Origin of the sequence: Streptomyces yerevanensis, assembly GCF_000716805.1 — a bacterium.
Classification (GTDB): Bacteria; Actinomycetota; Actinomycetes; order Streptomycetales; family Streptomycetaceae; genus Streptomyces; species Streptomyces flaveus.
Window position 1 is genome coordinate 1 of record NZ_JNWJ01000022.1, and the last position, 22,699, is coordinate 22,699.

Annotated in this window: 22 protein-coding genes; 11 read left to right on the forward strand and 11 right to left on the reverse strand. The window is 69.4% G+C overall.

All coding sequences use genetic code 11. From position 1 onward, the window contains the following. Positions 1-187: 187 nt before the first annotated feature. From OP79_RS23320 to OP79_RS23335, 4 genes are all read right to left on the reverse strand, one after another. Positions 188-1,099 carry a hypothetical protein gene (locus OP79_RS23320; protein ID WP_033322533.1) on the reverse strand — a complete coding sequence of 304 codons (912 nt, stop codon included), beginning with the start codon at positions 1,097-1,099 and terminating at the stop codon, positions 188-190. Positions 1,100-2,038: 939 nt separating this feature from the next. Next, positions 2,039-3,670 (reverse strand): IS200/IS605 family element transposase accessory protein TnpB, encoded by a 1,632-nt coding sequence (locus OP79_RS23325; RefSeq protein WP_033322534.1) that lies wholly within the window; start codon positions 3,668-3,670, stop codon positions 2,039-2,041. Continuing rightward, the gene (locus OP79_RS23330; RefSeq protein WP_033322536.1) at positions 3,663-4,238 is read right to left on the reverse strand and encodes an IS607 family transposase; all 576 of its coding nucleotides are present in this window, start codon (positions 4,236-4,238) and stop codon (positions 3,663-3,665) included. Before OP79_RS23330 ends, OP79_RS23325 begins: the two co-directional genes overlap by 8 nt. Before the next feature lie 127 nt (positions 4,239-4,365). Further along, entirely contained in the window at positions 4,366-5,091 is a 726-nt protein-coding gene (locus OP79_RS23335; protein ID WP_078491963.1) for an ATP-binding protein, read from the reverse strand. A 188-nt stretch (positions 5,092-5,279) separates the two neighbouring features. Between OP79_RS23335 and OP79_RS23340 the strand changes: the two genes are divergently transcribed. The 6 genes from OP79_RS23340 to OP79_RS23360 all read left to right on the forward strand — a co-directional run bounded on the left by OP79_RS23340 (position 5,280) and on the right by OP79_RS23360 (position 10,958). After that, on the forward strand, positions 5,280-6,152 hold the full coding sequence (locus OP79_RS23340) for a helix-turn-helix domain-containing protein (RefSeq protein WP_033322537.1): 873 nt from the start codon (positions 5,280-5,282) through the stop codon (positions 6,150-6,152). Continuing rightward, positions 6,149-6,433, forward strand: coding sequence for a DUF397 domain-containing protein (locus tag OP79_RS23345; protein ID WP_033322540.1), 285 nt, complete (start codon positions 6,149-6,151; stop codon positions 6,431-6,433). Before OP79_RS23340 ends, OP79_RS23345 begins: the two co-directional genes overlap by 4 nt. A gap of 54 nt (positions 6,434-6,487) precedes the next feature. Beyond that, entirely contained in the window at positions 6,488-6,655 is a 168-nt protein-coding gene (locus tag OP79_RS58280; RefSeq protein WP_425428593.1) for a hypothetical protein, read from the forward strand. Between the two features lie 210 nt (positions 6,656-6,865). Then, positions 6,866-9,070, forward strand: coding sequence for an MMPL family transporter (locus OP79_RS23350; RefSeq protein WP_033322644.1), 2,205 nt, complete (start codon positions 6,866-6,868; stop codon positions 9,068-9,070). A 50-nt stretch (positions 9,071-9,120) separates the two neighbouring features. After that, the gene (locus OP79_RS23355) at positions 9,121-10,308 is read left to right on the forward strand and encodes a sensor histidine kinase (RefSeq protein ID WP_033322542.1); all 1,188 of its coding nucleotides are present in this window, start codon (positions 9,121-9,123) and stop codon (positions 10,306-10,308) included. 2 nt (positions 10,309-10,310) lie between these two features. After that, entirely contained in the window at positions 10,311-10,958 is a 648-nt protein-coding gene (locus tag OP79_RS23360) for a response regulator (RefSeq protein WP_033322544.1), read from the forward strand. Between the two features lie 296 nt (positions 10,959-11,254). Here OP79_RS23360 and OP79_RS23365 read toward each other — a convergent pair whose 3' ends face one another. Continuing rightward, positions 11,255-11,947 (reverse strand): TetR/AcrR family transcriptional regulator, encoded by a 693-nt coding sequence (locus tag OP79_RS23365; protein ID WP_033322546.1) that lies wholly within the window; start codon positions 11,945-11,947, stop codon positions 11,255-11,257. A 150-nt stretch (positions 11,948-12,097) separates the two neighbouring features. On the opposite strand from OP79_RS23365, the gene OP79_RS23370 reads away from it, so the two are divergent. The 3 genes from OP79_RS23370 to OP79_RS23380 are packed head-to-tail and all read left to right on the forward strand — an operon-like array spanning position 12,098 to position 13,535. Next, positions 12,098-12,769, forward strand: a complete 672-nt coding sequence (locus OP79_RS23370) for an SDR family NAD(P)-dependent oxidoreductase (protein WP_033322548.1) — start codon at positions 12,098-12,100, stop codon at positions 12,767-12,769. Positions 12,770-12,813: 44 nt separating this feature from the next. Then, positions 12,814-13,269, forward strand: coding sequence for a PNPOx family protein (locus tag OP79_RS23375; protein WP_245685427.1), 456 nt, complete (start codon positions 12,814-12,816; stop codon positions 13,267-13,269). Positions 13,270-13,283: 14 nt separating this feature from the next. Then, on the forward strand, positions 13,284-13,535 hold the full coding sequence (locus OP79_RS23380) for an acyl-CoA-like ligand-binding transcription factor (RefSeq protein WP_051744850.1): 252 nt from the start codon (positions 13,284-13,286) through the stop codon (positions 13,533-13,535). 106 nt (positions 13,536-13,641) lie between these two features. Here the strand turns inward: OP79_RS23380 and OP79_RS54055 are convergent, their stop codons facing one another. From OP79_RS54055 to OP79_RS23395, 4 genes are all read right to left on the reverse strand, one after another. Then, the gene (locus tag OP79_RS54055) at positions 13,642-13,899 is read right to left on the reverse strand and encodes a hypothetical protein (protein WP_106972460.1); all 258 of its coding nucleotides are present in this window, start codon (positions 13,897-13,899) and stop codon (positions 13,642-13,644) included. Continuing rightward, the gene (locus OP79_RS54060) at positions 13,877-14,077 is read right to left on the reverse strand and encodes a transposase (RefSeq protein ID WP_106972461.1); all 201 of its coding nucleotides are present in this window, start codon (positions 14,075-14,077) and stop codon (positions 13,877-13,879) included. The genes OP79_RS54055 and OP79_RS54060 overlap by 23 nt, the downstream gene beginning before the upstream one ends. A 530-nt stretch (positions 14,078-14,607) precedes the next feature. Beyond that, a complete protein-coding gene (locus OP79_RS23390) occupies positions 14,608-15,789 on the reverse strand; it encodes an alpha/beta hydrolase family protein (RefSeq protein ID WP_033322551.1) in 1,182 nt (393 codons plus the stop codon). Between the two features lie 365 nt (positions 15,790-16,154). Further along, positions 16,155-17,501, reverse strand: coding sequence for a glycoside hydrolase 5 family protein (locus OP79_RS23395; protein WP_033322552.1), 1,347 nt, complete (start codon positions 17,499-17,501; stop codon positions 16,155-16,157). An 8-nt stretch (positions 17,502-17,509) separates the two neighbouring features. On the opposite strand from OP79_RS23395, the gene OP79_RS23400 reads away from it, so the two are divergent. Both OP79_RS23400 and OP79_RS23405 read left to right on the forward strand, forming a co-directional pair. Next, complete coding sequence (locus tag OP79_RS23400; RefSeq protein ID WP_033322553.1) at positions 17,510-18,547, forward strand: N-acetylglucosamine kinase; 1,038 nt, start codon at positions 17,510-17,512, stop codon at positions 18,545-18,547. After that, positions 18,541-20,811: a glycoside hydrolase family 3 N-terminal domain-containing protein gene (locus tag OP79_RS23405; RefSeq protein ID WP_033322554.1), complete on the forward strand. Its 2,271-nt coding sequence runs from the start codon at positions 18,541-18,543 to the stop codon at positions 20,809-20,811. The genes OP79_RS23400 and OP79_RS23405 overlap by 7 nt, the downstream gene beginning before the upstream one ends. On the opposite strand, the gene OP79_RS23410 is transcribed toward OP79_RS23405, so the two are convergent. Further along, positions 20,775-21,656, reverse strand: a complete 882-nt coding sequence (locus tag OP79_RS23410; RefSeq protein ID WP_033322555.1) for a carbohydrate ABC transporter permease — start codon at positions 21,654-21,656, stop codon at positions 20,775-20,777. The genes OP79_RS23405 and OP79_RS23410 overlap by 37 nt on opposite strands. Continuing rightward, positions 21,653-22,699, reverse strand: a complete 1,047-nt coding sequence (locus OP79_RS23415) for an ABC transporter permease subunit (protein ID WP_245685428.1) — start codon at positions 22,697-22,699, stop codon at positions 21,653-21,655. Before OP79_RS23415 ends, OP79_RS23410 begins: the two co-directional genes overlap by 4 nt.

Sequence of the window (22,699 nt, forward strand, 5' to 3'; positions counted from 1 at the left end):
CGACCCATTGTGGGCGCGTTCACCTCGGGGACGGAGCCGGTCACGGGTTCTCGACATCGCCGGCCAAGATTTTTTTGGCGATTTTCCGGCGCTCGTGGAGGAGCAAGGAATCAGGGCCCCTGGTACTCGCGGATTTCGACGTCCGCGAGCTGCCAAGAGGCCCTGATTCCGCAGGTCAGGTCAGCGATCAAAGCTCGGTTTTGGGGCTGCTGTTACTGGGGTCCAGGAACAGCTTCCAGAGTGCGGTGATGAGGACTGCCCACTCCGACGCCTGGTTGTCGCCCCTCTGCTGCGCTATCCCCAGGAGGTCACTGTTCGTTGCTTCGAACTCCGGGTTGTTGACGGGGGCGTCGTTGCTGTTGGCGCCGGGGGTCTCCGGCCCTTCGGCGGGCTGGTCGGCCAGCTCCTCGGCGGTGGGCGTCTCCTCCGTGACCTGCAGAGCAGGGGCACCCGCTGTGGGGTTGGGACAGGTGATGGATCCTCCGCTCTCCTGGCACACGGGGGCAGGCACGGGCATGGTCACGTCCGATGCGTTGGGGCCCTCCAGGTACTGGTAGAGGTGGAAGTCCGTGTAGTGGTTGGGGGTGTAGAAGATAAAGCCGTTGACGTTGTCCCGGACGATCCGCTCGTCACCGCGATTCGTGCCCCGGGTCGGCCGGATGTCGATGTCGTACTCGAGGAGCTGCGGCTCCTGCGTCCCGGGGATGCTCCGGATGAAATTGGTGAGATCCCCGGCGGCGGCGTCGAGGAAGAAGCCTCCGCGCATGATGTGGCCGACCCGGTTTGTCGCTGCGTTCGTGGGGTCGTTGGGGTCGCTCATGTCGATCCGGTCGCTCCGCCTGCCGAAGGGGAAGCCCCGGCTCATCCAGTAGGCGATCGCGGTATCCAGTTTCTCCGTCGGGAACTGGAAGTTCTTACCGTCGTCGACGGCGGCGCTCGCCTGCTGCTCCTGGGACGCGACGAACCACGTTCCGCCGCCCAGCAGCGTCGCCACGGCGAGGAAGAGCGCCAGGAACTTCCCGCTGAGCCATCGGGAACGGCGTCTGTGCGCGTGGGCGCTGGGCGCCCGCCCGGTGCCGGAGGCTGGGGTCATCTCCATGGTTGCTCCTTGAATCGTGGTGGTGTTGGTTGTCGATCGAGGGCTGATGGCCGCTTCGGCCCCCAACGGGCAGTCGGTGCTTCAGTGATCTGTGCGAGGCATCGCATGGGGGGGCGGAGTGTGCTCGCCCCCCATGCGATGTCTTCTGTCTTCCGATGCCTCCGTCGTCTTCCGATGCCTTCGTCGTCCGCTCGGGGAGCGGACGACGCCGTGCGTATCCAGGAGTTGCTTCCGACTGGACACCGGCGAGGTCGGTGGGATGTACGCGGGCCGTGTCACACCAGACCCGGTAAGCCACAGCAACCTCACAGGCCGCATGGTCGACGGAGGCGCATTTCCGTCACCAGGGTCATTTGTCCCAACCGGCGGGTATTGTTGAGCGTTCAAGATCCAGGCTGAGGGCTCCCGTCAGGTCGCGCGTCGGGTAACACGACCGTGGCCAGCGGCTGTTGAGTGCGTTCGCGGAGGTGTCCGCAGCGTGCTGCGGACGGGTGTGTCCTGCGCCACAGGGGTGGCGGGACATCCCACGCACCGACCGGACCGCGCACCGTGGCTTCGACTCCCTGAACTCCGCCAACCGCAGATGCGGGATCGGCACTTCACGTACATATGTGTCCTCGTCCCCGTTCGGCAGGGGCGGGCCGCCTGGCCCGGAGAACGCGCCTGCCTCGAAGTGCCGGCGGACCCGCACCCGCCCGCCGGGGAGGCTGCGGGAGCCGGCCTGCTCGTACGCCATGCCCGGCGGGGCGATGGCCGGGGACAGGTCGGTACAGTCCCGCGCGGACGCGCAAACCCGCAGGACGCTTCCGCGTCGCGGGCCCATGGCCCCTGTCGCGCAGAGCGTGAACACGCAGGGGGAGTTTGTCCTTCAGGCGCTCAGACGAGCGATGCGTGAACGTGGCGGGGAGAAGTGCTCACGCTGTGGGACTGGCACCGTTCCTAATCAGTGAGCAGGAGTGAGTCTTGGACCCAAACCTGGTCAACTGGCGCATCCCGAACGGTTGTGGATGCGCTGGTCACCCGCGTTCGCGCCGCGTCCGGCGACACGGATCGTGTCCGTGGTCCGGGGATGCGGGGGCGGGTTTCCTCACGCCCGCGGGTGCCGTGTCCGGCCTGGGCGGTCCGATGCCCCACACGATCGCTCTGGTCGTGTGGGGGCGGTGCCGTCCGTCGCCGGACGCGGTGTCCGAGAGCGCGTCGCCCGATCGCGACGCCGGCGGCGTCGTGGCGGGTGGCCTTGCGGTTCTTGCTGCTGAGGGGCTTCTGCCAGTGCTCGGCGCCCCAGCGGGAGGTGTAGGCGGGGTCGACGACGACGATGGTAATGCCGAGTTCGGCGGCCATGGACACGAGCCGTGCCCGCAGTTCGGCGACGGGCATGCCGGAGATCAGCTTGCGGAACTGCTTCCTGCGGCCGTGTTTCTCCCGCGTCTTCTCCGCGCCGAAGTCCAGGTCCTCGATCGCGATGGAGACGCCTTCGCGCCGTGCCCAGCGAAGGAGGCGGGTGAGGGCGTGCCTCACCTGGGCGTCCCGGTAGGTGGCCGGCCCGTCGAGGTCGTAGAAGAATCGGCGGGGCTCACCCATCGGGTTGCCGTGCTCATCCAGACGCCACGCTGCGAAGTGGTCGGCGTTGGTGTCCACACCGATGAGCCCGTTCGCCCTGGCTACGGTCAGGGGAACGGTCTGGACCGGCGGGATCGTCCACGACGCGGTGAGGTACCAGCGGCCCCGGTCCACGTCCAGGTGGATGCGGTAGGCGACAGCACGGTTCGCCGATACGCGGTCGGCCCACTCTTCGCCGCGGTGCCGGAAGTTGATCCGGCCGTCGAGCACGTACCGGCCGCGCGGGGCGTTGGCCAGGTGCGCCAGCGGAGCCGGGAGCTTGATGCTGACCTCGCCGTCGGAGCTGACGCGGATGGTCTCGTTCCCGAAACGCTTCCCCGACTCCCCGTCTGCCTGGAGGAACCAGCGTTCGGCATCCCAGCGCCTGCGCCACTCGTACTCGGTGAGCTGGGCGGCTTCCAGACTGTGCCGGTTGCGAGCCAGTCGCTTCCCGCCCCGCGCCACGTGCACGACACCGGCCTCACGGTCGGACCGCTCGCGCTCCAGCCGGTCTTCCAGCACATGCAGGCGCCGGGTCTTTTGGAACCACTCCTGCTTCGTGCGGTAGCCGCCCGGCGCCCGCTTCGTGCCTTTCTCCCCGACCGGCTGGGACAGGCGGTGCGCGATCGTGTGCACCCCGGCCTCAAGGTTCTGGATGTGGGCGAGTTGGGCACGGCGCGAGAGGCCCCACTGGTCGTGGGTGGCCTTCGTGATGCTCCCGGCCCAGCGCGAGGACGACTCCTCGGTCAGGGCCCGCTTGCGCTCCGCCCACTGGTCGCTGTCGTGATCGGTACCCGCCCGGCAACGTGCCTTGAGGTCGGCGCAAGCCAGCGAACCCAGGTGTGCGCCCACTAGGGGCAGCACCTCACGGTCCCGCTGGGACATGCCCTTGATGCTGGTGCGGATCGCCACCCCGGACGGGCCCGGCGCAACGAACGGCGCCTCGATCGTGCGCAGTGTGGAGTCAGCCATGCTCGGCGGCCTCCAAAGCCCTGCGGGCCCGGTTCTTCGCCGACCGGCGACCGTACAGGCGAGCGTAGAACGAGGTCAGCACCTCCACCATGTCGCGCACCAGGTCGTCTTCGGCCTCGCCGTCATCAAGGACCACGAGGCGGCGCCCATGTGCGGACAGGGCGGCTTCGACAAGTTCGATGTTCATCCGGCCCAGCCGGTCCTTGTGCTCGACCACCACCGTGGTCACGTCCGGATCGGCCAGCAGCCGCTTGGCCTTGGGGCAGGCACCGTTCATACCGGATGCGATCTCCTTCTCCACCCGCACCACCCGGTGACCGGCCTGCGCCGCCCACCGGGACAGCCGGGCGACCTGCCGTTTCAGGTCGGTCTTCTGGTCATGGGAGGAGACACGGGCATACAGGCCTAGCCCGCCGATCGCCTCGGGCGCGGCATTGACCCCCACGTTCACGAGGATCGTGCGCGGGCCGACCCGCTGAGCGGGTACCGGCAGCGTCCCCTCACGGAACCAGCGATACGCGGTCTGCGGATGCACGCCCTGCGCCTTCGCCCATTCCGTGAGATTCATGCTCTGACAACGACACTCACTCACACATGGTTACGCTCACTCACTCGACCTTGAAGACCAGCAATTGAAAACCCCTCTGGGCCCACCACCGCGCCCAAGTCCCGGTGATGCGCCGGGAGTCGGTGCATCAGCGCATCCTGAAAGCATCGGCAAGGTCGTCGGGTGGTTCATCGAAGTCGTCGGGGGTGTGGATCTGCCCCCGCAGTGAGCCCCGGCCGGTCCGCTTCACGCCGTCCTCACTCCGTACGGCCAGCGGCTCGGCCGCGGGCACGCGCAGTGCCGGGCCCTCGTCCAGCCCCAGCACGACGGCGAGTCCACCGGTCGCGTACCGCTCACTTCGTACAGTACGGACAGCACGCCACTCGCCCCGCGCCCGCACGCGCTGTCCGGGCCGGACCATGACGGCGGCGACCTCTCGCTCAACAGGCTCAGCCACGATGTCCGGCGCTTTGAGCTCCACCCATACGGTCTTCCCGATCCCACCCGCGCGCTCGTCAACTCCCCAGCGGTGAGCCAGCGCCTCCACGAGCAACAGCCCACGCCCACCGGTCTCGTCGTCACCGGGCTCCCGCACTTCGGGCCTGCCCGAGCCCGCGTCGCTGACCTCCAGCCGCAGCAGGCCGTCCTCCAGCGATCGCGCGATCTGTACGCCCACCTGCCGATCACTCGGCACGGGTACGCGCAACGCATTGGTGACCAGCTCCGAGAGCACCAACTCGGCGGTGTCCAGGACGCCTTGGGCCACGCCCCATTCGCCGAGCGCGGCGTGCAGCGCCGCTCGGGATCTCGGCACGCTGCGGCGGCAACGGGGCAGCCGGAAGGTGACCTCGTTCGAGCCGAAGGTCTCTGTCATGACGCCCCCCTGAGGGTCGATAGATGGTGCTCAAGTCCCCGCGAGCCTGCGGAAGTTCGGACTCCCGCCACGAAAAGGGTGCCGCGAAACGGTGAGATGGCGCAACGTTGAAGGGAGAGTCAGGCCTCAATTCACCCTTTCGAGTAATCTGCGGGCAGTTCGGCAACAGCCCTGGTAGGGAGGTACGTATGCCAAACGTCAAACCATCCACCGTGCTCGGGCGCCAACTGGGCGACGAACTAAGGCGCTTGCGTGAAGCCGCGGGTCTGACCACTACGCAAGCGGCCGATGCGCTCGACTGCACCAAGGGGAAGATCAGCCGCATCGAGAACGGTCACGTGCCCGTGCGCACCCCAGACCTGATCGCCCTCATGCAGGCATACGAAGTCGGGGACTCGGAGACGCGCGAACGCCTCGGCTCCCTCGCCCGCAGAGCCAACCGGCGTCGACGCGAAGGCTGGTGGCATCAGTACGGTGCCGTCCTCGCTGATACGTACCGCGACTACATCGAGATGGAGAACATCTGCGACGGCATCAAGACGTTCCAGGCTCAGCTGGTCCCGGGGCTCCTGCAAACACCCGCGTATGGACGAGCGATCACCGTGGCGTCTAGCGCATGGAAGACGGCGGAGGAGATCGACCAGTTCGTACAAGTGCGGATCGCCCGGCAGGAACGGCTCGCCGGCGAGGCGCCGTTGGAGCTCTGGGCCGTACTCGCCGAAGGCGTTCTCCGCCAGCAGGTTGGGGGACCCGCCGTCATGCGCGATCAACTAGAACACCTGGCAACCATGGCCGAAATGCCCAACATCACCGTCCAGGTACTGCCGTTCTCGCGCGGTGCGCATTCAGGTATGTTCGGCCCATACCTACTGCTGAGCTTCCCGCGGGTGTCAGCGCTGGACCTCGTCCTGACAGAGACCCCGATCGGCAACATCTGGATGGAGCAGGAGTCCGAGGTGGCCCACTACCGCGAACTCTTCGACGACGCTCGCACGTCGGCGTTGCCGCCAACGGAATCGCTCACGCTGATCCGTCGTATCGCCAAGGAGTACACGCAATGAGCCGGGACCACTTCCCCTCGCCCGTTCCCGCAGAAGCGATATGGCGCGTCAGCAGCTACAGCGGCGGGCAGGGCAACTGCGTCGAGGTCACCGACAGCACCCCCGCCCTCGCTGGAGCGGCATGGCGCATCAGCACCTACAGCGGCGGGCAGGGCGAATGCGTCGAGGTCGCCGACAACCTTCCCGCCCTCGTCCCCGTCCGCGACAGCAAGCGCCCCACCGGCCCAGTGATCGCCTTCACCCCCCGCGCCTGGCGCACCTTCATCGCCCACCTGGACTGAACGCCTCCGCCGACGCCCGACCTCCGCACGGGTAGCCGAGCCACACGCCAGTACTTGCAGATTCCTCGCTCCACACTGGACACGTGGCTGCGCGGGCAGGCCGTCGGCACTCCTCTGGTCCACCACAGCGCCTCCGTGCGGCGAGGCCAGCCGTCCGTTCCTTTCGTGGCTGTGGTCGAGGCCTACGTCCTGCGCTCCTTGCGCGATCTGGGCCTGAGATGACGGAGACCCGGGAAGCCGCAGCCGTGCGCAGAGCCGGACTCCCGCGCAGGTCCTGAAAGAAGCCCGGCGCCGGGACAGCCGGGCCAAGTGAGCCCGCGTCCTTGAAGCGATCCGGTCTCTTCGCCGGACGGGGGTCCACCAGTTGGTGGACCTCAAGTTCAACCGGTCGCTGCTGTCGGCACCACACCCCCGACGAAGAGCATGGATGACATGAAGAATCTTCCCGTACGCATGGCTCGTTGGAGCGCCGCCCACCCCTGGCGGGGCATCGTCGGCTGGTTCGTGTTCGTCGTCCTGTGCCTCGGTATCGGCATCACCGTCGGCACCAACGCGGCCACCACCGAGGACTTCCGCATCGGAGAGGCGGGACGCGGCGAGGCGATCGCAGCGGAGGGCGGGTTACAGCAGCGCCCCGTCGAACACGTCCTGATCACCGCGAATCCGGGCACCGGAAAGCTCGACATCGCCGCGGCCGACTCGGCCGCCGCCGATGTCGCCGCCCGGATGGGCAAGCTGCCCGAGGTGTTCTCCGTCGCCGACCCGGTGCGCGGCGCGGACAACACGGCGGTGCGGGTCACCGTCACCATGAAGGGCCCGGAACTGGAGGGCAAGGAGCACGTCGACCCGCTGCTCGAGCAGACCGCGGCCGTGCAGAAGGCCAACCCCGGGCTGCGCGTCGAGGAGACCGGATCGCCTTCCATCAGCGAGGGCGTCGACAAGCTGCGCGGCGACGACCTCGCGCGTACCGAGATGATCGCCCTGCCGGTCACCCTCATCACCCTGCTGCTGGTCTTCAGCTCCGTGGCGATGGCCCTCGTACCGCTGCTGCTCGCCCTGTCCTCGATCGCCGCGGCCGTCGGCCTGACGATGGTGGCCTCGCACGTCTTCCCCGACAACGGCATCAGCACCAACATCATCCTGCTCATCGGCCTCGCGGTCGGCGTCGACTACACGCTCTTCTACCTCAAGCGCGAACGTGAGGAACGGGCCCGCGCCGGCGGCAAACTGAGCCCGCAGGCCGTCGTCGAACTCGCCGCCGCCACGTCCGGCCGGGCCGTTGTCGTCTCCGGCCTCGCGGTCGCCGTCTCCAGCGCCACCCTCTACCTCGCCGACGACGTCATCTTCTCGTCCATCGCCACCGGCGCGGTCCTCGTCACCCTCGTCGCCGTCGTCAGCTCCCTGACCGTGCTGCCCGCCCTCCTCGCCAAACTGGGCATGCGCGCCGAGCGCCGTGCCGAGCGCCGGACGGCCCGCGGGCTCGCGCCGAAGAAGCAGAAGACGCACAAGACCGGCCCCGGCCGCCTGACCGCCGCGGTGCTGCGCCCCGTCGCCAAGCACCCCATCGCCGCGCTCACCGTCACCGTTGTCGCGCTGCTCGCCCTCGCCGCCCCGGTCCTCGGCCTCAAGCTCACCGACATGGGCCGCGAGACACACTCCCGCTCCATCGCCGCCATGCAGGTCTACGACCGGCTGAACGCGGCCTACCCGGAGCTGAAGTCCATGCACCAGGTCGTCGTCCGCGCCGACGCCGACCGTTCGCCCGAGGTGACCGCCGCCCTGCGCGAACTCGCCGCCGACGTCAAGGACGACCCGCGCCTGAGCGGCACTTCCCAGCTGACCACGTCGCCCGACAAGCGGATCAGCATGCTCCAGCTACAGGTCCCGCACTACGTCAGCAGCGACAAGGCCCAGTCGTCGCTCAAGGACATCCGCGACACATACCTCCCTGAGACCGTCGGCCAAGTGAAGGGTGCCGAGACCGCGGTCACCGGTGACGTCGCCCGCTACACCGACTACCCCGCCCACCAGGAACAGAAGCTGCCCCTCATCATCGGGGCACTGCTCCTGGTCACCTTCGCCATGACCGTCTGGGCGTTCCGCTCCGTGGTCCTCGGTCTGGTCGGCATCCTCCTCAACCTTCTCTCCGCCGCCGCCTCGCTCGGCATTCTCGTCATGGTCTTCCAGCACACCTGGGCCGAAGGCCTGGTCGACTTCACCTCCACCGGTTCGATCGGCACCCGTGTCCCGCTGTTCCTCTTCGTGATCCTGTTCGGCCTGTCGATGGACTACCAGGTCTTCGTGATCAGCCGGGTCCGGGAGGCCGCCCTGCGCGGAGTCCCGACCCGCAAGGCCGTGATCGAGGGCGTCGGCAGCTCGGCGGGCGTGGTGACCAGCGCCGCCGTGATCATGGTCACGGTCTTCGCCAGCTTCGCGGCCCTGCACCTGATCGAGATGAAGCAGATCGGCTTCAGCCTCGCGGTCGCCGTCCTCCTGGACGCCTTCGTCATCCGTATGCTGGTTCTGCCGTCCATGATGCTCCTGCTCGGCGAGGCCAACTGGTGGCCCTCGCGCGGAGTGCGCCGTGCCCGCCGCAGCACCGAACAGGCCTCCCGCCCCCTGGAATCGGTAGGCTGATCGACTCGACCGTCGGCCCCTCAACTCCTCCACGCACGAGGTGAATCAGCGTGAGTCAGTGGCAGCAGCAGCCGGGTGACCGGCTCACCCAGGACCGTATCCGCCGCTGGAACGCAGCAGGCTGGATCCTGTTCGGCCTGCTGCCCCCGGCCATCGCCGTGTTCGACGAGTCGTCGGCCCTGAAGTACTGGATGCTCGGTCTGCTCACCCTGATCGCGCTGTGCCACACCGTCGTTCTCGTCCGACCGGACAACCCCGTCCTGCTTCCCCGTACCTACCTCGCCGTCCTCGCCCTCGTCCTGGGCGCGACGTCCTACCTCCTGGACGGTGGGGCCGCCTTCTACGTGGTGTCCCTGCCGCAGTTCTGGCTCTTCACCAGCGCCCCGCGGGACGCGATCACGCTCAGCGGGGCCGCCGCGGCCCTCACCGTGATCGGCGGCACGCTCGGCCAGGGCTGGAGCCCTCAATTCCTCACCGGAAACGTGGTGTTCACCGTCGTCGCCTACGCCGCAGGGGTGGGTCTGGGGCTGTGGTTGCACCGCTTCATCGGCCAGAGCAACGAGCGACAGGAGCAACTGACCGCCGAACTGGCCGTCACCCAGGAGGAGTTGGCGGCCGTGTATCAGCGGCAGGGCGCGGCCGAGGAGCGCGAACGGCTCGCCCGGGAGATCCACGACACCCTCGCCCAGGGCTTCGCCTCCATCGTGGTGCTCGCGGAGGCCGCCCGTTCCGCCACCGTCACCGACCCCGTGCGCTGCGCCGAGCAGCTCACCTCCATCGAGCAGACCGCGCGCGAGAACCTGGCCGAGGCCCGGGTGCTCGTCGGCTCCGCCCCCGAGAGCGGCGTCGCACCCGGCTCGCTGGCCACCACCCTGCGTAGAACCCTGGACCGTTTCGTCCAGGACACCGGCCTCACCGTCACCGCCGAACTGCCCGACATGGACCTGGACCAGCGCACCCGCGTCGCCCTGCTGCGCTGCACGCAGGAGTCCCTCGCCAACGTGCGCAAACACTCGGGCGCCTCCACCGTCGGCGTCGTCCTCACCGAACTCGCGGGCGGTGTCGAGCTGGAGATCACCGACGACGGCTGCGGTTTCGTCGTCGAGGATTCCCAAGGCTTCGGCCTCGACGGCATGCGCCGACGGCTGGCCGAGCTCGACGGTGAACTCGCCGTCACCAGCTCCCTCGGGGACGGCACCCGTGTCCTCGCCAGCCTTCCCACGCACAGTCAGGACTGACCATGACCGACACCGCGTACGACCGGATCCGCGTGGTCGTGGTCGACGACCACGCCGTGATGCGCGCCGGAGTCATCGCCCTGCTGGCCAACGAGCCCACGATAGAGATCGTCGGCGAAGCGAGCGACGGCCGCGAGGGCGTCGCCCTCGTCGAGCGGCTCGCCCCCGAGGTGGCCCTCCTCGACCTGCGCATGCCGGTGCTCGACGGCGTGGCCGCCACCACCGAGATCGTCGCCCTGCCGGTGGCCACCCGGGTGCTGATCCTCACCACGTACGACACGGACGTCGAGATCGAACGAGCCGTGGAGGCCGGCGCCGTCGGCTACCTCCTCAAGGACACCACCCGCGAGCAGCTCGCCGACGCCATCCGCTCGGCGGCGCGCGGTGAGACGGTCCTCGCGCCCAAGGTCGCGGAGCGTCTCGTGGCCCGGATGCGCCGCCCCGAGCCGGTCGTGCTCACCGCCCGCGAGCGGGACGTGCTGAAGGCGGTCGCCGACGGCCTGTCCAACGCGGAGATCGGCCGTCGCCTGGTCATCGGGGAGGCCACGGTGAAGACGCACCTTCTGCGGGTCTTCGCGAAACTCGACGTCAGCGACCGCACCCGCGCCGTCGTCGTCGCCCTGGAACGCGGACTCCTTGCGCACTCCTGAGGCCCGGGCGCCCTAGGGCCTGTTCTGAGTTGAGGTCACGGGAGGGCTGGAAGGCTGCGTAACCAGAGGATGGACCCGCGCAGGTGGAGTCCTGCGGCATAGCTCTCGGGTGTCTTGTCATAGCGGGTGGCCAGCCCTGAGGCGGCCTTCGAGACGCACGCCGTGTCGCCGGTGCACGCGGAGGTCACCAAACGCCTCCGCGAACTCTGCGTCGCGGGGACGGAGGCGTACCGGCTCGGCCTGGTCGCCGGGAAGGGGCTCCCGCGGCGCCTTGAGACAACGACGCGTGCCGACGGTCAGGCGCCGCAGGCCCCGTTTCCGCCGAGGCTGATCATGGCGCGGTACAGCTGCTCCTCGGTGAGCGGCGGCGCCGGCAGCGGGTGGGCGCGGTCGGTTCGGAAGCCGTCGAGCAGAAGGTAAAGGTGGCGGCGCCAGGCGTCCGGGGCGATGGCGTGGGTGGCCTCGGTGACGCGGCTGTGCGACCAGATGACGAAGGCAAGGTCCTCGGGGGTGAGGTCGGGGCGCAGGCTGCCCTGCTCCTGCGCACGCTCGACGATGTGTACACCGAGTTCGCGGATGCGGGTCTGGGCGCCCGCCAGGCAGGCGCTCTCCGGCAACCGTATGGAGGCCAAGTCGTTGAACCCCCGGTCCTGTGCCTGGAGTTCGCACATGGTCTCCAGGAAGTGGCACAGCCCCGCCCAGGCGTCATCCATGGTGACGGCCTTCTCGGCGGCCTCCCGCCAGACGGCCAGCTTTTCGGCGAAGGTCGCCTGCACCAGGTCCAGCCGGGTGGGGAAGTGCCGGTACAGCGTGCCGATGGCCACCCCGGCCCGCTTGGCCACCTGCTCCAGGGGTGCCTCCATGCCCTGCTCGGCGAAGCAGGAGCGGGCCGCGGTGAGCAGGGCCTCGCGATTGCGCTGCGCGTCGCGCCGCAGGGGGCGGACAGGTGCCGGGTTCCCGGCGGAGGCGGACGGAGGGTCGATGGCCATGTCACTCAGCCTACCAACCGGAGGGGTGCCTCATATTTCTCTGCTACGATCCAAGAACATGAGGCTGCCCTCGACTTTCAGTCCTGACCGCTGTCGTGGCGGGAAGTGCGCCTCATCCATTCAGGCCGTCCGACCGGAGGAGCACCACCCATGCCCGTCATCGCCGTCATCGGGGCAGGCCCCGGCCTGGGCCTGTCCATCGCCCGCCGCTTCGGAAGGGAGGGTTTCCAGGTCGCCCTGGTCTCCCGGACCCAGGACAAGCTCGACGCGCTCGCCGCGCAGCTCGCCGAGGAGGGCATCGAGGCCGCAGGCTTCGCCGCGGACGTGACGCGTCCCGACTCACTGCAGTCGGCGCTCGCCGCGGTCGCCGACCGGTTCGGGGCCGTCGACGTACTGGAGTACTCGCCCGCCGACCCCACTTTCGCCGGCGCCGCCGCCGTCGACGCCACGGCGCAGGACCTCCACAAGCAGCTCGACTACTACCTGTACGGAGCGGTCGCCGCGGTCCGTCAGGTGCTGCCCGCCATGCTCGAACGCGGCAGTGGCACCCTGCTGTTCTCCACGGGCGCCTCCTCGGTCCGACCGCTCGGCGGCGCGTTCGGCAGCATCGGCGTCGCGGCGGCGGCCCTGCGTAACTACGCCATGGCCCTGGGTATCGACCTCGCCGAGCACGGGGTGCACACCGCGCACGTGGCCATCGGGGTGTTCATCGGCAGCGGTCCCGGCACCGAGCCCGAGACCATCGCCGAGCACTACTGGGACGCCTACACCAAGCGCGACCAGGCCGAGATCGTCCACACCGTCCCCGGCGGCATCTGGTGAGCACCTCCGGCACGCCCGCGGCGAACGCAACCAGGCCACCCTTGGTGAAGATCTTCCGAGCCGCCAACAAGGTCGTACGGCCGCTGCTCGCCTCCCGCTTCCACAAGCCGCTGAGCGGGCGCCTGATGCTGCTCACGTACAAGGGGCACAGGACGGGCCGCGAATTCACGGTCCCCATCGGCTACTTCGACTGGGATCCCGGCACGGTGCTCGCCATGTCCTCCCAGCTCGGCTGGATCCCCAGCATGCGCCAAGGGTCCGCCGTCCGGCTGCGCATCCGGGGCCAGGACCACGGCGCCGTCCCGACGGTCGTCGAGGACCCTGAGGAAGTCGCCGCCCTGCTGGGTGAGTTCGGCCGGCGCAAAGGGCCCAAGGCCGCCAAGGGGCTGATGCTCGGCCTCCCAGGCGACCGGCAGCCCACCGACGACGAGCTGCGCACGGCCGCCGCGAAGACCCGCCTCGTCTGCTTCCGAATGGAGCCCGAGCGGCCGGGCCGGTAGCACTCGACCGGCTGATGCGGTCGACGGAGACCCTTCCCGCCCGCAAGCACTCCAACCATGAGCGCCAGGAGCGGATCATCGCCGAGGCCCTGGCCGAACGCTGGCCGGACCCTGAACGGCAGCAGGCACTCCGGCTGGTCGCCATGGCCGGAGTCGGCACACTGCCCCTGGCCATCGAGATCTGGAGCAGCCTGGAACGCCGTGGGCCGCTGGCCGACCATCTGGACGAGGCATTCGCGGCAGTGCAATCCGAGTTGACCCGGTGACTCGCCGACTGCGCCCGACCCGCGGCTCGCAGTCGGGCCCTGCGGCGTCGGCGCACGGCGCGGCGCTGTTCCCGCTCGGGATCCTCCCTGTCCGCGGCCCCCTCGCCTACGGGATCGTTTTGCCCCTTTGCCGCAGCCCCTTTTCCTCCGCCACGGCCTTCTCCAAGTCCTCAAGGAGCTCCGGTTCGACCACCATGCCCGCCGCGTGGTGATGCGCGCGGGCAACGGTCGAGTCCACGCTGACCAGGCTGAGATCGACGTCGTCGCGGGCCGCCGCCTCGGCGATCATCGCTTCCATGAGGGTCTGGAAGACTTCGTCACGCGCCCACATCCGGAACCGGTCATAGATCGTCGACCCGGTCATAGATCGTCGACCAGGAGCCGTAGCTCTCCGGCACATCCCGCCAGGGACTGCCGGTACGGAACCGCCACATCACCGCGTTGAAGTAGCTGCGCAGGTCAGGAATCGGTCCGAACGCCCCCAGCGGCAGGTGCGGCTCGATCAACTCCCACTCGGCATCAGTCAGATCACCACGAGTCACGCCACCGGTCTACCGCAGCCAGCACCCTCCTGAAGCGGGAATGACCGATCCCGTGATCTCAACTCAGAACAGGCCCTAGCTGGAACGCACTGATCTCCTGGAATCGGCCGTCCCTGTGTTTGGGTTCCGATGTGCGCAGGGGCAGCCCTCCGTTCCCGCCTCTCGCAACGGAACGTGCCCAACGTCCCTTGCCCCCGGCGTTCGTCGCCTCGCGCGATCCGCGCGGTTCGCCCTGCTCGGGCCCGTGGCCTGCTTGGCGGCCCTGGCCGTGATCGCCGCCCTCCAGGGTCACCTGGTTTGACCTGCGTCACTCCCGGAGTGCTGTCTCCGGCCCGACACACACGACAACAGGGCCTCCCGGCACTGCTCGGCCAGATTCGCGTCCCCGAGCTGCCGAGAGGCCCTGCCCTCATGCGCGTACTCCCGGATGATCACCCGACCAGGAACCCTGTTCGACTGCATGCTCCAAGAGCGGCGCGTGAGCGACCTGGCTGACCTATGCGGTCGCGGCACGAATATCGGACGCCAGGTCACGGCTGCTGGAATGCGACCTCAGGATGCGTGGCCTTCGGGCCGTCGAGGAGCGGCTGCGGTATGCCCCGCAGGTGAAGGTCGAAGAAGGCTGACACGTAGTCGCGGGTTATGCGCCACCCGCGTTCTCCGGACAGCGGTATGGCAGGGTCCTTCAGGTCCAACTGCGCGGCCAGATACGGCAGGTCCGTAAAGGAAAAGTGCTCAGCGCCGGTCACAGTCAGCCAGCGTTTCCAGCCGTTCAGATGCTTCCACGCCTGGGCCCAGTCGGTGGTCGGGCTGCTGGGGCTGTGGGTGGACTCGGCGCCGAGCATCATGAACGGGCGCTTACCAAGGCCCGCCGCAGCAGGGTGCAGGAAGAAGTTACCGTCCAGGTCGACCCCCGCCCGCACGCGGCGGTCGGCGGCCATGGTGGCCGCGGCGGCCGCACCCCCGATCGAATGCCCTCCGATTCCGATTCGGCTCGGGTCGATCACATGGGACAGTGCCCCGGCCCGTCGGCCGTTGGTCAACTCGCTGATCACGAAGGACATGTCCTTGGCCCGGCCGCGCACGACGACGGCCTGCTCTTCCGGAGTGTCGACCCGTTCACAGGCCATACAGGTCAGCATCCGGCCCCCGGGGAAGGCAGTGCCGACGGATTCGTACGCGTGGTCCACCGAGGCAACGACGTAGCCGCGACTCGCGAGATCGTCGGCGATCGAGGTGAGTGTGGTGCGCGGCATCGAGAATCCCGGGGAGAGCAGCACCATGGGGAAATGTCCCGGCACCGGACGGGCGCCCACCTGAGCATGGGTACGCGCGCGGGCAACCGTTTCGCGGGGTACGACGCCGCCGAGTCCTCTCGCCTCCAAGAGGAGCTGCGCCTCCTCGTCGGTCATGTATGCCGCCGGTGATCCACTCGCCGAGCGTGCTGGGTAGGACACCGTCACCATTAGCTCCCGGTTACCGGCCGTCGGCACCCATGGGTCGGTGCGGTTCCGGTCGACCAAGTGCAGGGTGCGGCGGCCCACGGGGTACTGACCGGTGGGGGGCGGTAGTTCTAACCCGCTGCTGTACGGGACTTGGGCCGCAATCTGCGCGGGGTTGACGGAGTCGGCCGGTGTGGCGCCCAAAAGCGGCGCAGACAGGGCCAGGGTGAGCAGACTGGCCACAGCGGCTCTGCGATGTCTGGGGATCATGCAGTCGAAGCTAGGCCCTGGTTCTCCACAACACGTCCGGCTCCAGGGTTACTTGGGCGTACCCCTGTCGGCGGATCCCGTCAGACCTCGGTATCACACAGATGAGGGCGGGCGGTGCGCACCTGGAGACGAGCTGGTGAGCCGTTGGGATCGGGCGCCTGGCCGCCATGCCGATGTCGCCGGTGCGCGACCGCCAGGGCGGGTCGGGGCGGGGCGGACCCAGAGTGAGTCGCACAGCGTGAGCACTTCTCCCGCTTGTGTTCACGCAGTGCTCGTTTGAGTGCCTGAATGGCATTCCTCTGCCGTGTGTTCACGATTCGCGCGACAGGGGTCATGGGGTCGCGGTGCCAGTACGCCAGGTGAAGTCACGGCATCCGAATGAGTTCCCTGATGCCTCGCGCACTCAAGTACTCCGCATCGTCCGCCCATGCCGCCCTCACCACCGCCGGGCGTACCCCCTCGACCCGCAGTCGCATCCACTCCTCGAAGTACGCGCCGCCCGGGCCGGACACGGAACGGGTCGCGGGTGTGCAGTCCAGGACCAGGGCGGTGTCGCGGGGCTGTGCTTGGTGTGAGCCGGTGCGCAGTTTTGCCACCGCGTCGGCGAGAGCTGAGGCGATGGGCTTGGTGCGGCCCGTGGAGTCGAAGAGGCCCAGGGTGTACTCCAGTTCCGGGAAGTCGGTGAGGGAGCGGTCCACGTCGTGGGAGCACCACCAGGTCACGCCCCACAGGTCCGTGCAGTCGGCCGCGTTCAGGACGGTCGCGCGGGCGAAATCCGGGGCGTCGGGCGCGGGGATGTGCGGCTCGGGCGCTCCGGTCTCCTGAACCCAGACCGGGCGGGCCGGTTCGGTGGCGTACGCCTTGGCGAGTTCCACCCCGTACTCGGCGAGGTGCTGGACCTGCGGGGAGCAGGGGCCGTAGCGGCGTGCACAGTTGGCGGAGAACACCCAGGGGTGGACGGTGGTCAGGTCGCCCTTGCGGGCGGAGGCCTCGGGGGTGAAGGGATGGTCGTCGCCGTACCAGGCGGCGTCGTATGCGGAGTGGGTGACCAGGCCTTTCGCGCCCAGTCCGGAGCGGGCGGCGGTCAGCAGCGTGTCGAGGTAGTGGTCCACCTGGTCGGGGGTGACCGGGTTGTGTTCGACCAGGTTGTTGAGCTCGTTGCCGAGCTGGAGGCCGAGGAGGTTGGGGCGGCTGGCCAGGGCGCGGCCCAGGACCCGTAGCAGTTCGGCCTGGGCCTCGATGGCCTCGGGGTCGGTGAACACGTTGCGGTGGTGCCAGCTGCGGGTCCACTCCGGGTAGAAGTCGAAACTGGACAGGTGGCCCTGGATGCCGTCCACGAGTACGTCGAGGCCCGCCTCGGCAGCCAGGTCGACCAGGCGCACCAGTTGGTCGACGGCGGCGGTGCGGATGAGCGTGCGGTTCGGCTGGAGAAGCGGCCAGAGGTGGAAGATCCGTACGTGGTCGAGGCCCAGGCCCGCTATCTGCGCCAGGTCCTCGCGTGCGTGCGCCGGGTCGAAGTCGTGCCAGGAGTGGAACCAGCCGCGTCGGGGGGTGTAGTTGACGCCGAAGCGCAGGTTCGCGGGCGCGGTGGGAGTGTTGATGAGGGCCTCCTCCGGTCGGGCCCGTCGGAACCCGTCGGTTCTCGTCCGGAACGGTCGGATCTCGTCGGACCCTTGCCGGACCTTGTCTCGGGCGAATGTATCAACCACCATGGTTGCCAATGAACAATGATTTGAACCGGGATCTCATGGTCGGCCTGGACGCGGGCGGCACCCGTACGCGCGCCGTTCTGGCGTCCGTGCGCGACGGCCTTCCGCGGGGTGAGGGCGCCGCGGGACCGGGCAACGCCCTGACCGTCCCGGTGCCTCAGCTCACCGACCACCTTGCCGAGGCAGTCGCACAGGCCGTGCCAGAAGGGCTGCGCGGCCGGGTGGTGGCGGTGGCGGGCGGGTTCGCGGGTGCTTCGCGGACCGCCGTGGACGAGCCCGGCCGGCTCAACGCCCACTCCGCCCTCACCTCGGCGCTGCGGCGGCTGGGCATCGCCGCCGTATCGGTCGAGGTCTACAGCGACATCGAGGCCGCCTTCGCCTCCGCGCCCGGCACCCCCGCGGACGGCCTCGCCCTGGTCGCCGGCACCGGCGCGGTCGCGGCCCGCATCACCGACCGCCGCTGCACCGCCACCGCGGGCGGTGACGGCTGGCTCCTCGGCGACGACGGCAGCGGCTTCTGGATCGGGCGCGAGGCGGTGCGTTCGGCGCTGCGTATGGCGGATGGGCGGGGTGGTTCTACGGTGCTGGCTGCCCTGGTCGGCCGGGCGTACGGGCTTCCGGACGACGTGTTGCCGGGCGGTGGTGAGGCGGAAGGGCTCGCCTTCACGTCCCGGGGACAGCGCGAGGCGTATCGCATGCGGCTGCTGCCCGCGGTCATGGCGGAGCCTCCGATCCGGCTCGCCGGGCTCGCACCGTTGGTGAGCGAGGCGGCCCGCGGTACGGATGCCGTCGCCACGGCCATTCTGCGCGAGGCGGCCGATCAACTCACCGAGACGGTACGTGCGTTGGGCTGCCGCCCGGGGGAACGGCTGGTTGCCACCGGCGGGCTGCTCGGCGCGGGAGGGCCTCTTACGGAGGCCGTGCATCGCAGCCTGGGCGAGCTCGGGCTGGACGTCGACCGGGTGACGGACGGCTGCGGTGGCGCTGTGGCGCTGGCCCGGCTGGAGCGCGAGTTCGACCCGGCAACAAAGCGGCCAGCCGCATGCTGACCCCCAACCGGACTGCCCTCTACCGCAACCCCACCGCCCCCATCCAAGCCCGTACCCGCGACCTGCTCAGCCGAATGACCCTGCGCGAGAAGGTCGGCCAGCTCAACCAGCGGATGTACGGCTGGGACGCCTACCGCCGTACTCCGTCCGGGTTCGAGCTCACCGAGGCGCTGTACGCCGAAACCGAGCGTTTCGCCGGCCTCGGCGCCCTCTACGGACTGCTGCGAGCCGACGCCTGGTCGGGTGTCGACCACGCCACCGGAGCCGACGCCGCGGACAGCGCAGCGCTCGCCGACCTGGTGCAGCGTCACGTCGTCGACAACAGCAGGCTCGGCATACCCGCCCTGTTCGTCGAGGAGGTCCCCCACGGCCACATGGCCCTGGACGGCACCGTCTTCCCCGTGAACCTGGCCGTCGGAGCCACCTGGAACCCCCAGCTGTACGAGCAGGCCGCCGCCCACGCGGCGGCCGAACTCCGTTCCCGCGGCGGCCACTTGGCGCTCGTCTCCGCACTGGACATCGCCCGCGACCCCCGCTGGGGCCGTACTGAGGAGTGCTTCGGCGAGGACCCGTACCTCGCATCCCGTCTCACCGAGGCGCTCGTACGCGGCATGCAGGGGAACCCCGGGGATCTCTTCGCCTCCGACAAGGCCCCCGTCGTGCTGAAGCACTTCGCGGGCCAGGGCGCCACCATCGGCGGCCGCAACTCCGCCGAGTCCGAACTCGGGCCACGGGAGCTGCATGAGATCCACCTCCCCGCCGCGAGGGTCGGCATACGCGCCGGAGCCGCCGCCGTGATGGCCGCGTACAACGAGGTCGACGGCATCCCGTGCTCCGCCAACCGCCACCTGCTCGACGAACTCCTGCGCCACCGCTGGGGCTTCGAGGGCCTGGTCATGGCGGACGGGCTGGCCGTGGACCGGCTGGCCCGGATCACCGGCGACCCGGTCTCGGCGGGCGCCCTCGCCCTGAACTCGGGTGTGGACTTGAGCCTGTGGGACGAGGGCTTCACGCACATGGAGGAGGCGGTCGAGCGGGGACTCGTACGCGAGGACACCCTGGACGCCGCCGTCACCCGGGTCCTCCACCTGAAGTTCCGCCTCGGCCTCTTCGAACGCCCCTACGACTCCTACGCCGCAGACCAGTTGGCGCCTCCTTCCGCAGCCCGCGGCAGAGCACTGAGCACCGCCCTCGCCCGAGCCGCAGTCACCCTCCTCCACAACAACAGCGGCGTCCTCCCCATCCCCCCGACCGCGACCCGTATCGCCGTCCTGGGCCCGCACGCCGCCACCACCGCGCACCAACTCGGCGACTACACGGCCCCGCAACGCCCCGGCACCGGCACGAGCGTGCTCGACGGGCTGCGGCGGCTCGCCCTGCCCGGCACGGACGTACGCCACGCGCGCGGCTGCGCCCTCACCGGCGGCGACACCTCCGGCATACCCGAAGCCGTCGCCCTGGCCCGCGAGTCCGACCTGGCCGTGCTCGTACTCGGCGGCAGCAGCGCCCGTACCCCTGAGACCGGCTTCGCCGCCAACGGGGCAGCACAACAAACCGGTTCCGAGATGACCTGCGGCGAGGGCGTCGACCTCGCCGGCTTGCGGCTCGGCGAGGCGCAGTACGAGCTGTTGCGCGCCGTCTCGGCAACCGGCACCCCTGCCATCGTGGTCCTGGTGCAGGGGCGCCCCCACGCCGTTCCGGAGGCGGCGGACCTCGCGGCGGCGCTGCTCACCGCCTGGTATCCGGGCCCGTGGGGAGGAGACGCGATCGCCGAGGTGCTGCTCGGGCACGCGGAACCGGTCGGCCGCCTCCCCGTCTCCGTCCCGCGCTCGGCGGCCCAACTCCCCGTCTACTACAACCACAAGGACACCGAGTACGGCTCCTACGTGGACGAAAGCGCCGAGCCGCTGTACTCCTTCGGGCACGGGCTGTCGTACACGACCTTCGCGTACGGCCCACCGCGGCTGTCAGGGCGCACCGTGGAGGCCGACATCACCAACACAGGCCAGCGTCATGGCCGTTCGGTCGCCCAGCTCTACCTGCGTCGTCTGCGTACCAGTACCCCCGTTTGGCCGCGCACGCTGGAACTGCACGGTTTCCAGGCCGTCGACCTGGCGCCGGGCGAGACCCGCACGGTCACGTTCTCGCTCGGCGCCGACCTGCACGGCACGGTGGTCGAGTTCCGCGTCGCCGAGTCGGCGCGGGAGGCGCTGACCACCGCACCGACTCAGAGCTTCACGGCCCCCGAGGAAACCCCCCGATAGAACCACCTCTGCGTGATCACAAACAGAATCAGCACCGGAATCACCGAGATCACCGACCCCGCCATCACCATCCGCTGGTCGTACCCGAACGACGAGGACGACAGCCGCGCCAGACCCAGCGTCAGCGTGAAGTGCTCCTCCGAGCGCAGCACGATCAGGGGCCAGAGGAAGTCGTCCCAGGCGCTGATGAAGGTGTTGATGGTGACGACGAGGATCGCGCCGTATGCCGACGGCAGGTACAGGTACCGGAACCGCTTCCACTCGCCCGCCCCGTCCAGCATCGCCGCGTCCTCGATCTCGCGCGGTACGGCGAGGAACGCCGCGCGCATGATCAGTACGTTGATGGCGGCCACGAAGCCGGGCAGCCAGACGCCGACGAGGTTGTCGACCAGGCCCAGGTCGCGGATGCTGAGGAACAGCGACACCATGATCGACTCGAAGGGGAACATCATGGACGCCATCAGCAGCACCCACACCAGCTTGCGGCCCTTCCAGGCGGGCTTGGAGAGCATGTAGCCGGCCATGGTGGAGAAGACGAGCTGGCTGGTGATGGAGATGACCGCGACGAAGAAGCTGTTCCTGATGTACGTCCACACCGGCACCTGATCGAAGACCTGGCGGTACGCCCGCAGGGACGGGTCGCGGGGGAAGAGGGAGGCGCCCGCGCCGAAGACGTCCTCGCCCGCGCCCTTGAGGGACGACAGCAGCTGCCACAGCAGCGGGCCGACGGTGATGCCCAGGACGAACAGCAACAGCAGGTAGCGGACGATGAGTTCGCGGGGGCGGCCGTAGTCCCGCCAGCGGGGCATCAGGCGTCGGCGTTTCACGACAGCTGTCGTCGTCATGCTTCGTCCTCCTTCGTCAGGCGCTGTGCCAGCAGCGTGAGGCCCAGGGTGAGTGCGAAGAGGGCGACGGAGACGGCGGCGCCGTAGCCGGCGTTGCCGGTGAGCGGGTCGAGGCCGACGTCGCGGATGTAGAAGGGGAGCGTGCGGTCGGCGCCGCCGGGGCCGCCGGTGGAGCCGCCGAGCATGTAGATCTCGGTGAAGACCCGCAGTGAGCCGATGCCGGTGAGAGTGCCGACCAGCATCATCGACGTACGTACGCCGGGCATGGTGATGTGCCAGAAGCGGCGGATGGAGCCCGCGCCGTCCACGGCGGCGGCCTCGTGCAGTTCCTTCGGGACGTTCCCGAGGGCGGCCAGGTAGAAGATCATGTACCAGCCGAGGCCCTTCCAGATCGTCAGGCCCATCGCCGACAGCAGGATCAGCCACGAGTCGGACAGGAAGGGGATGGCTTCCTTGATCAAGTGGCCTTTCTGCAGCCAGGTGTTGACCAGGCCCTGGTCGCTCAGCAGCCACTGCCAGCTCAGGCCGACGACCACGCTGGAGGCGAGGACGGGGGTGTAGAAGGCAGAGCGGAAGAAGCCGATGCCGGGCAGGTTCTTCTCGACCAGCACGGCCAGCGTCAGCGGCAGCAGCACCATCAGGGGGACGACGATCACCGCGTACAGCAGGCTGTTGCGGGTGGCGAGCCAGAAGTCCGAGTCGCCGAACATCCGGGTGTAGTTGTCCAGGCCCACGAAGCCCGCGGCGCCGCCGAGGGGTTTGGCGTCGGTGAAGGACAGGATGAGCGTGTTGAGGAACGGCCACACTCCGAAGACCGTGACGCCGACGACGGCCGGGGCCATCCACAGCCAGGGCAGCCACCACTTGCGGTAGAGCGCCGCGCCCCCCGCGTCCGGCGCCGGGCCGGGCGTCACGGAGCGGAGGGCGCGGCGCAGCGGCCCCGGCGGGTGTGGTGAGGGGGAAGCGCCGGGGCGCGGGGCGCCCGCCCCCGGGGAGGTGGGGGCGGGCGCCTTGTCGAGAGTGCGTAGGGGGCGTACGGCCAT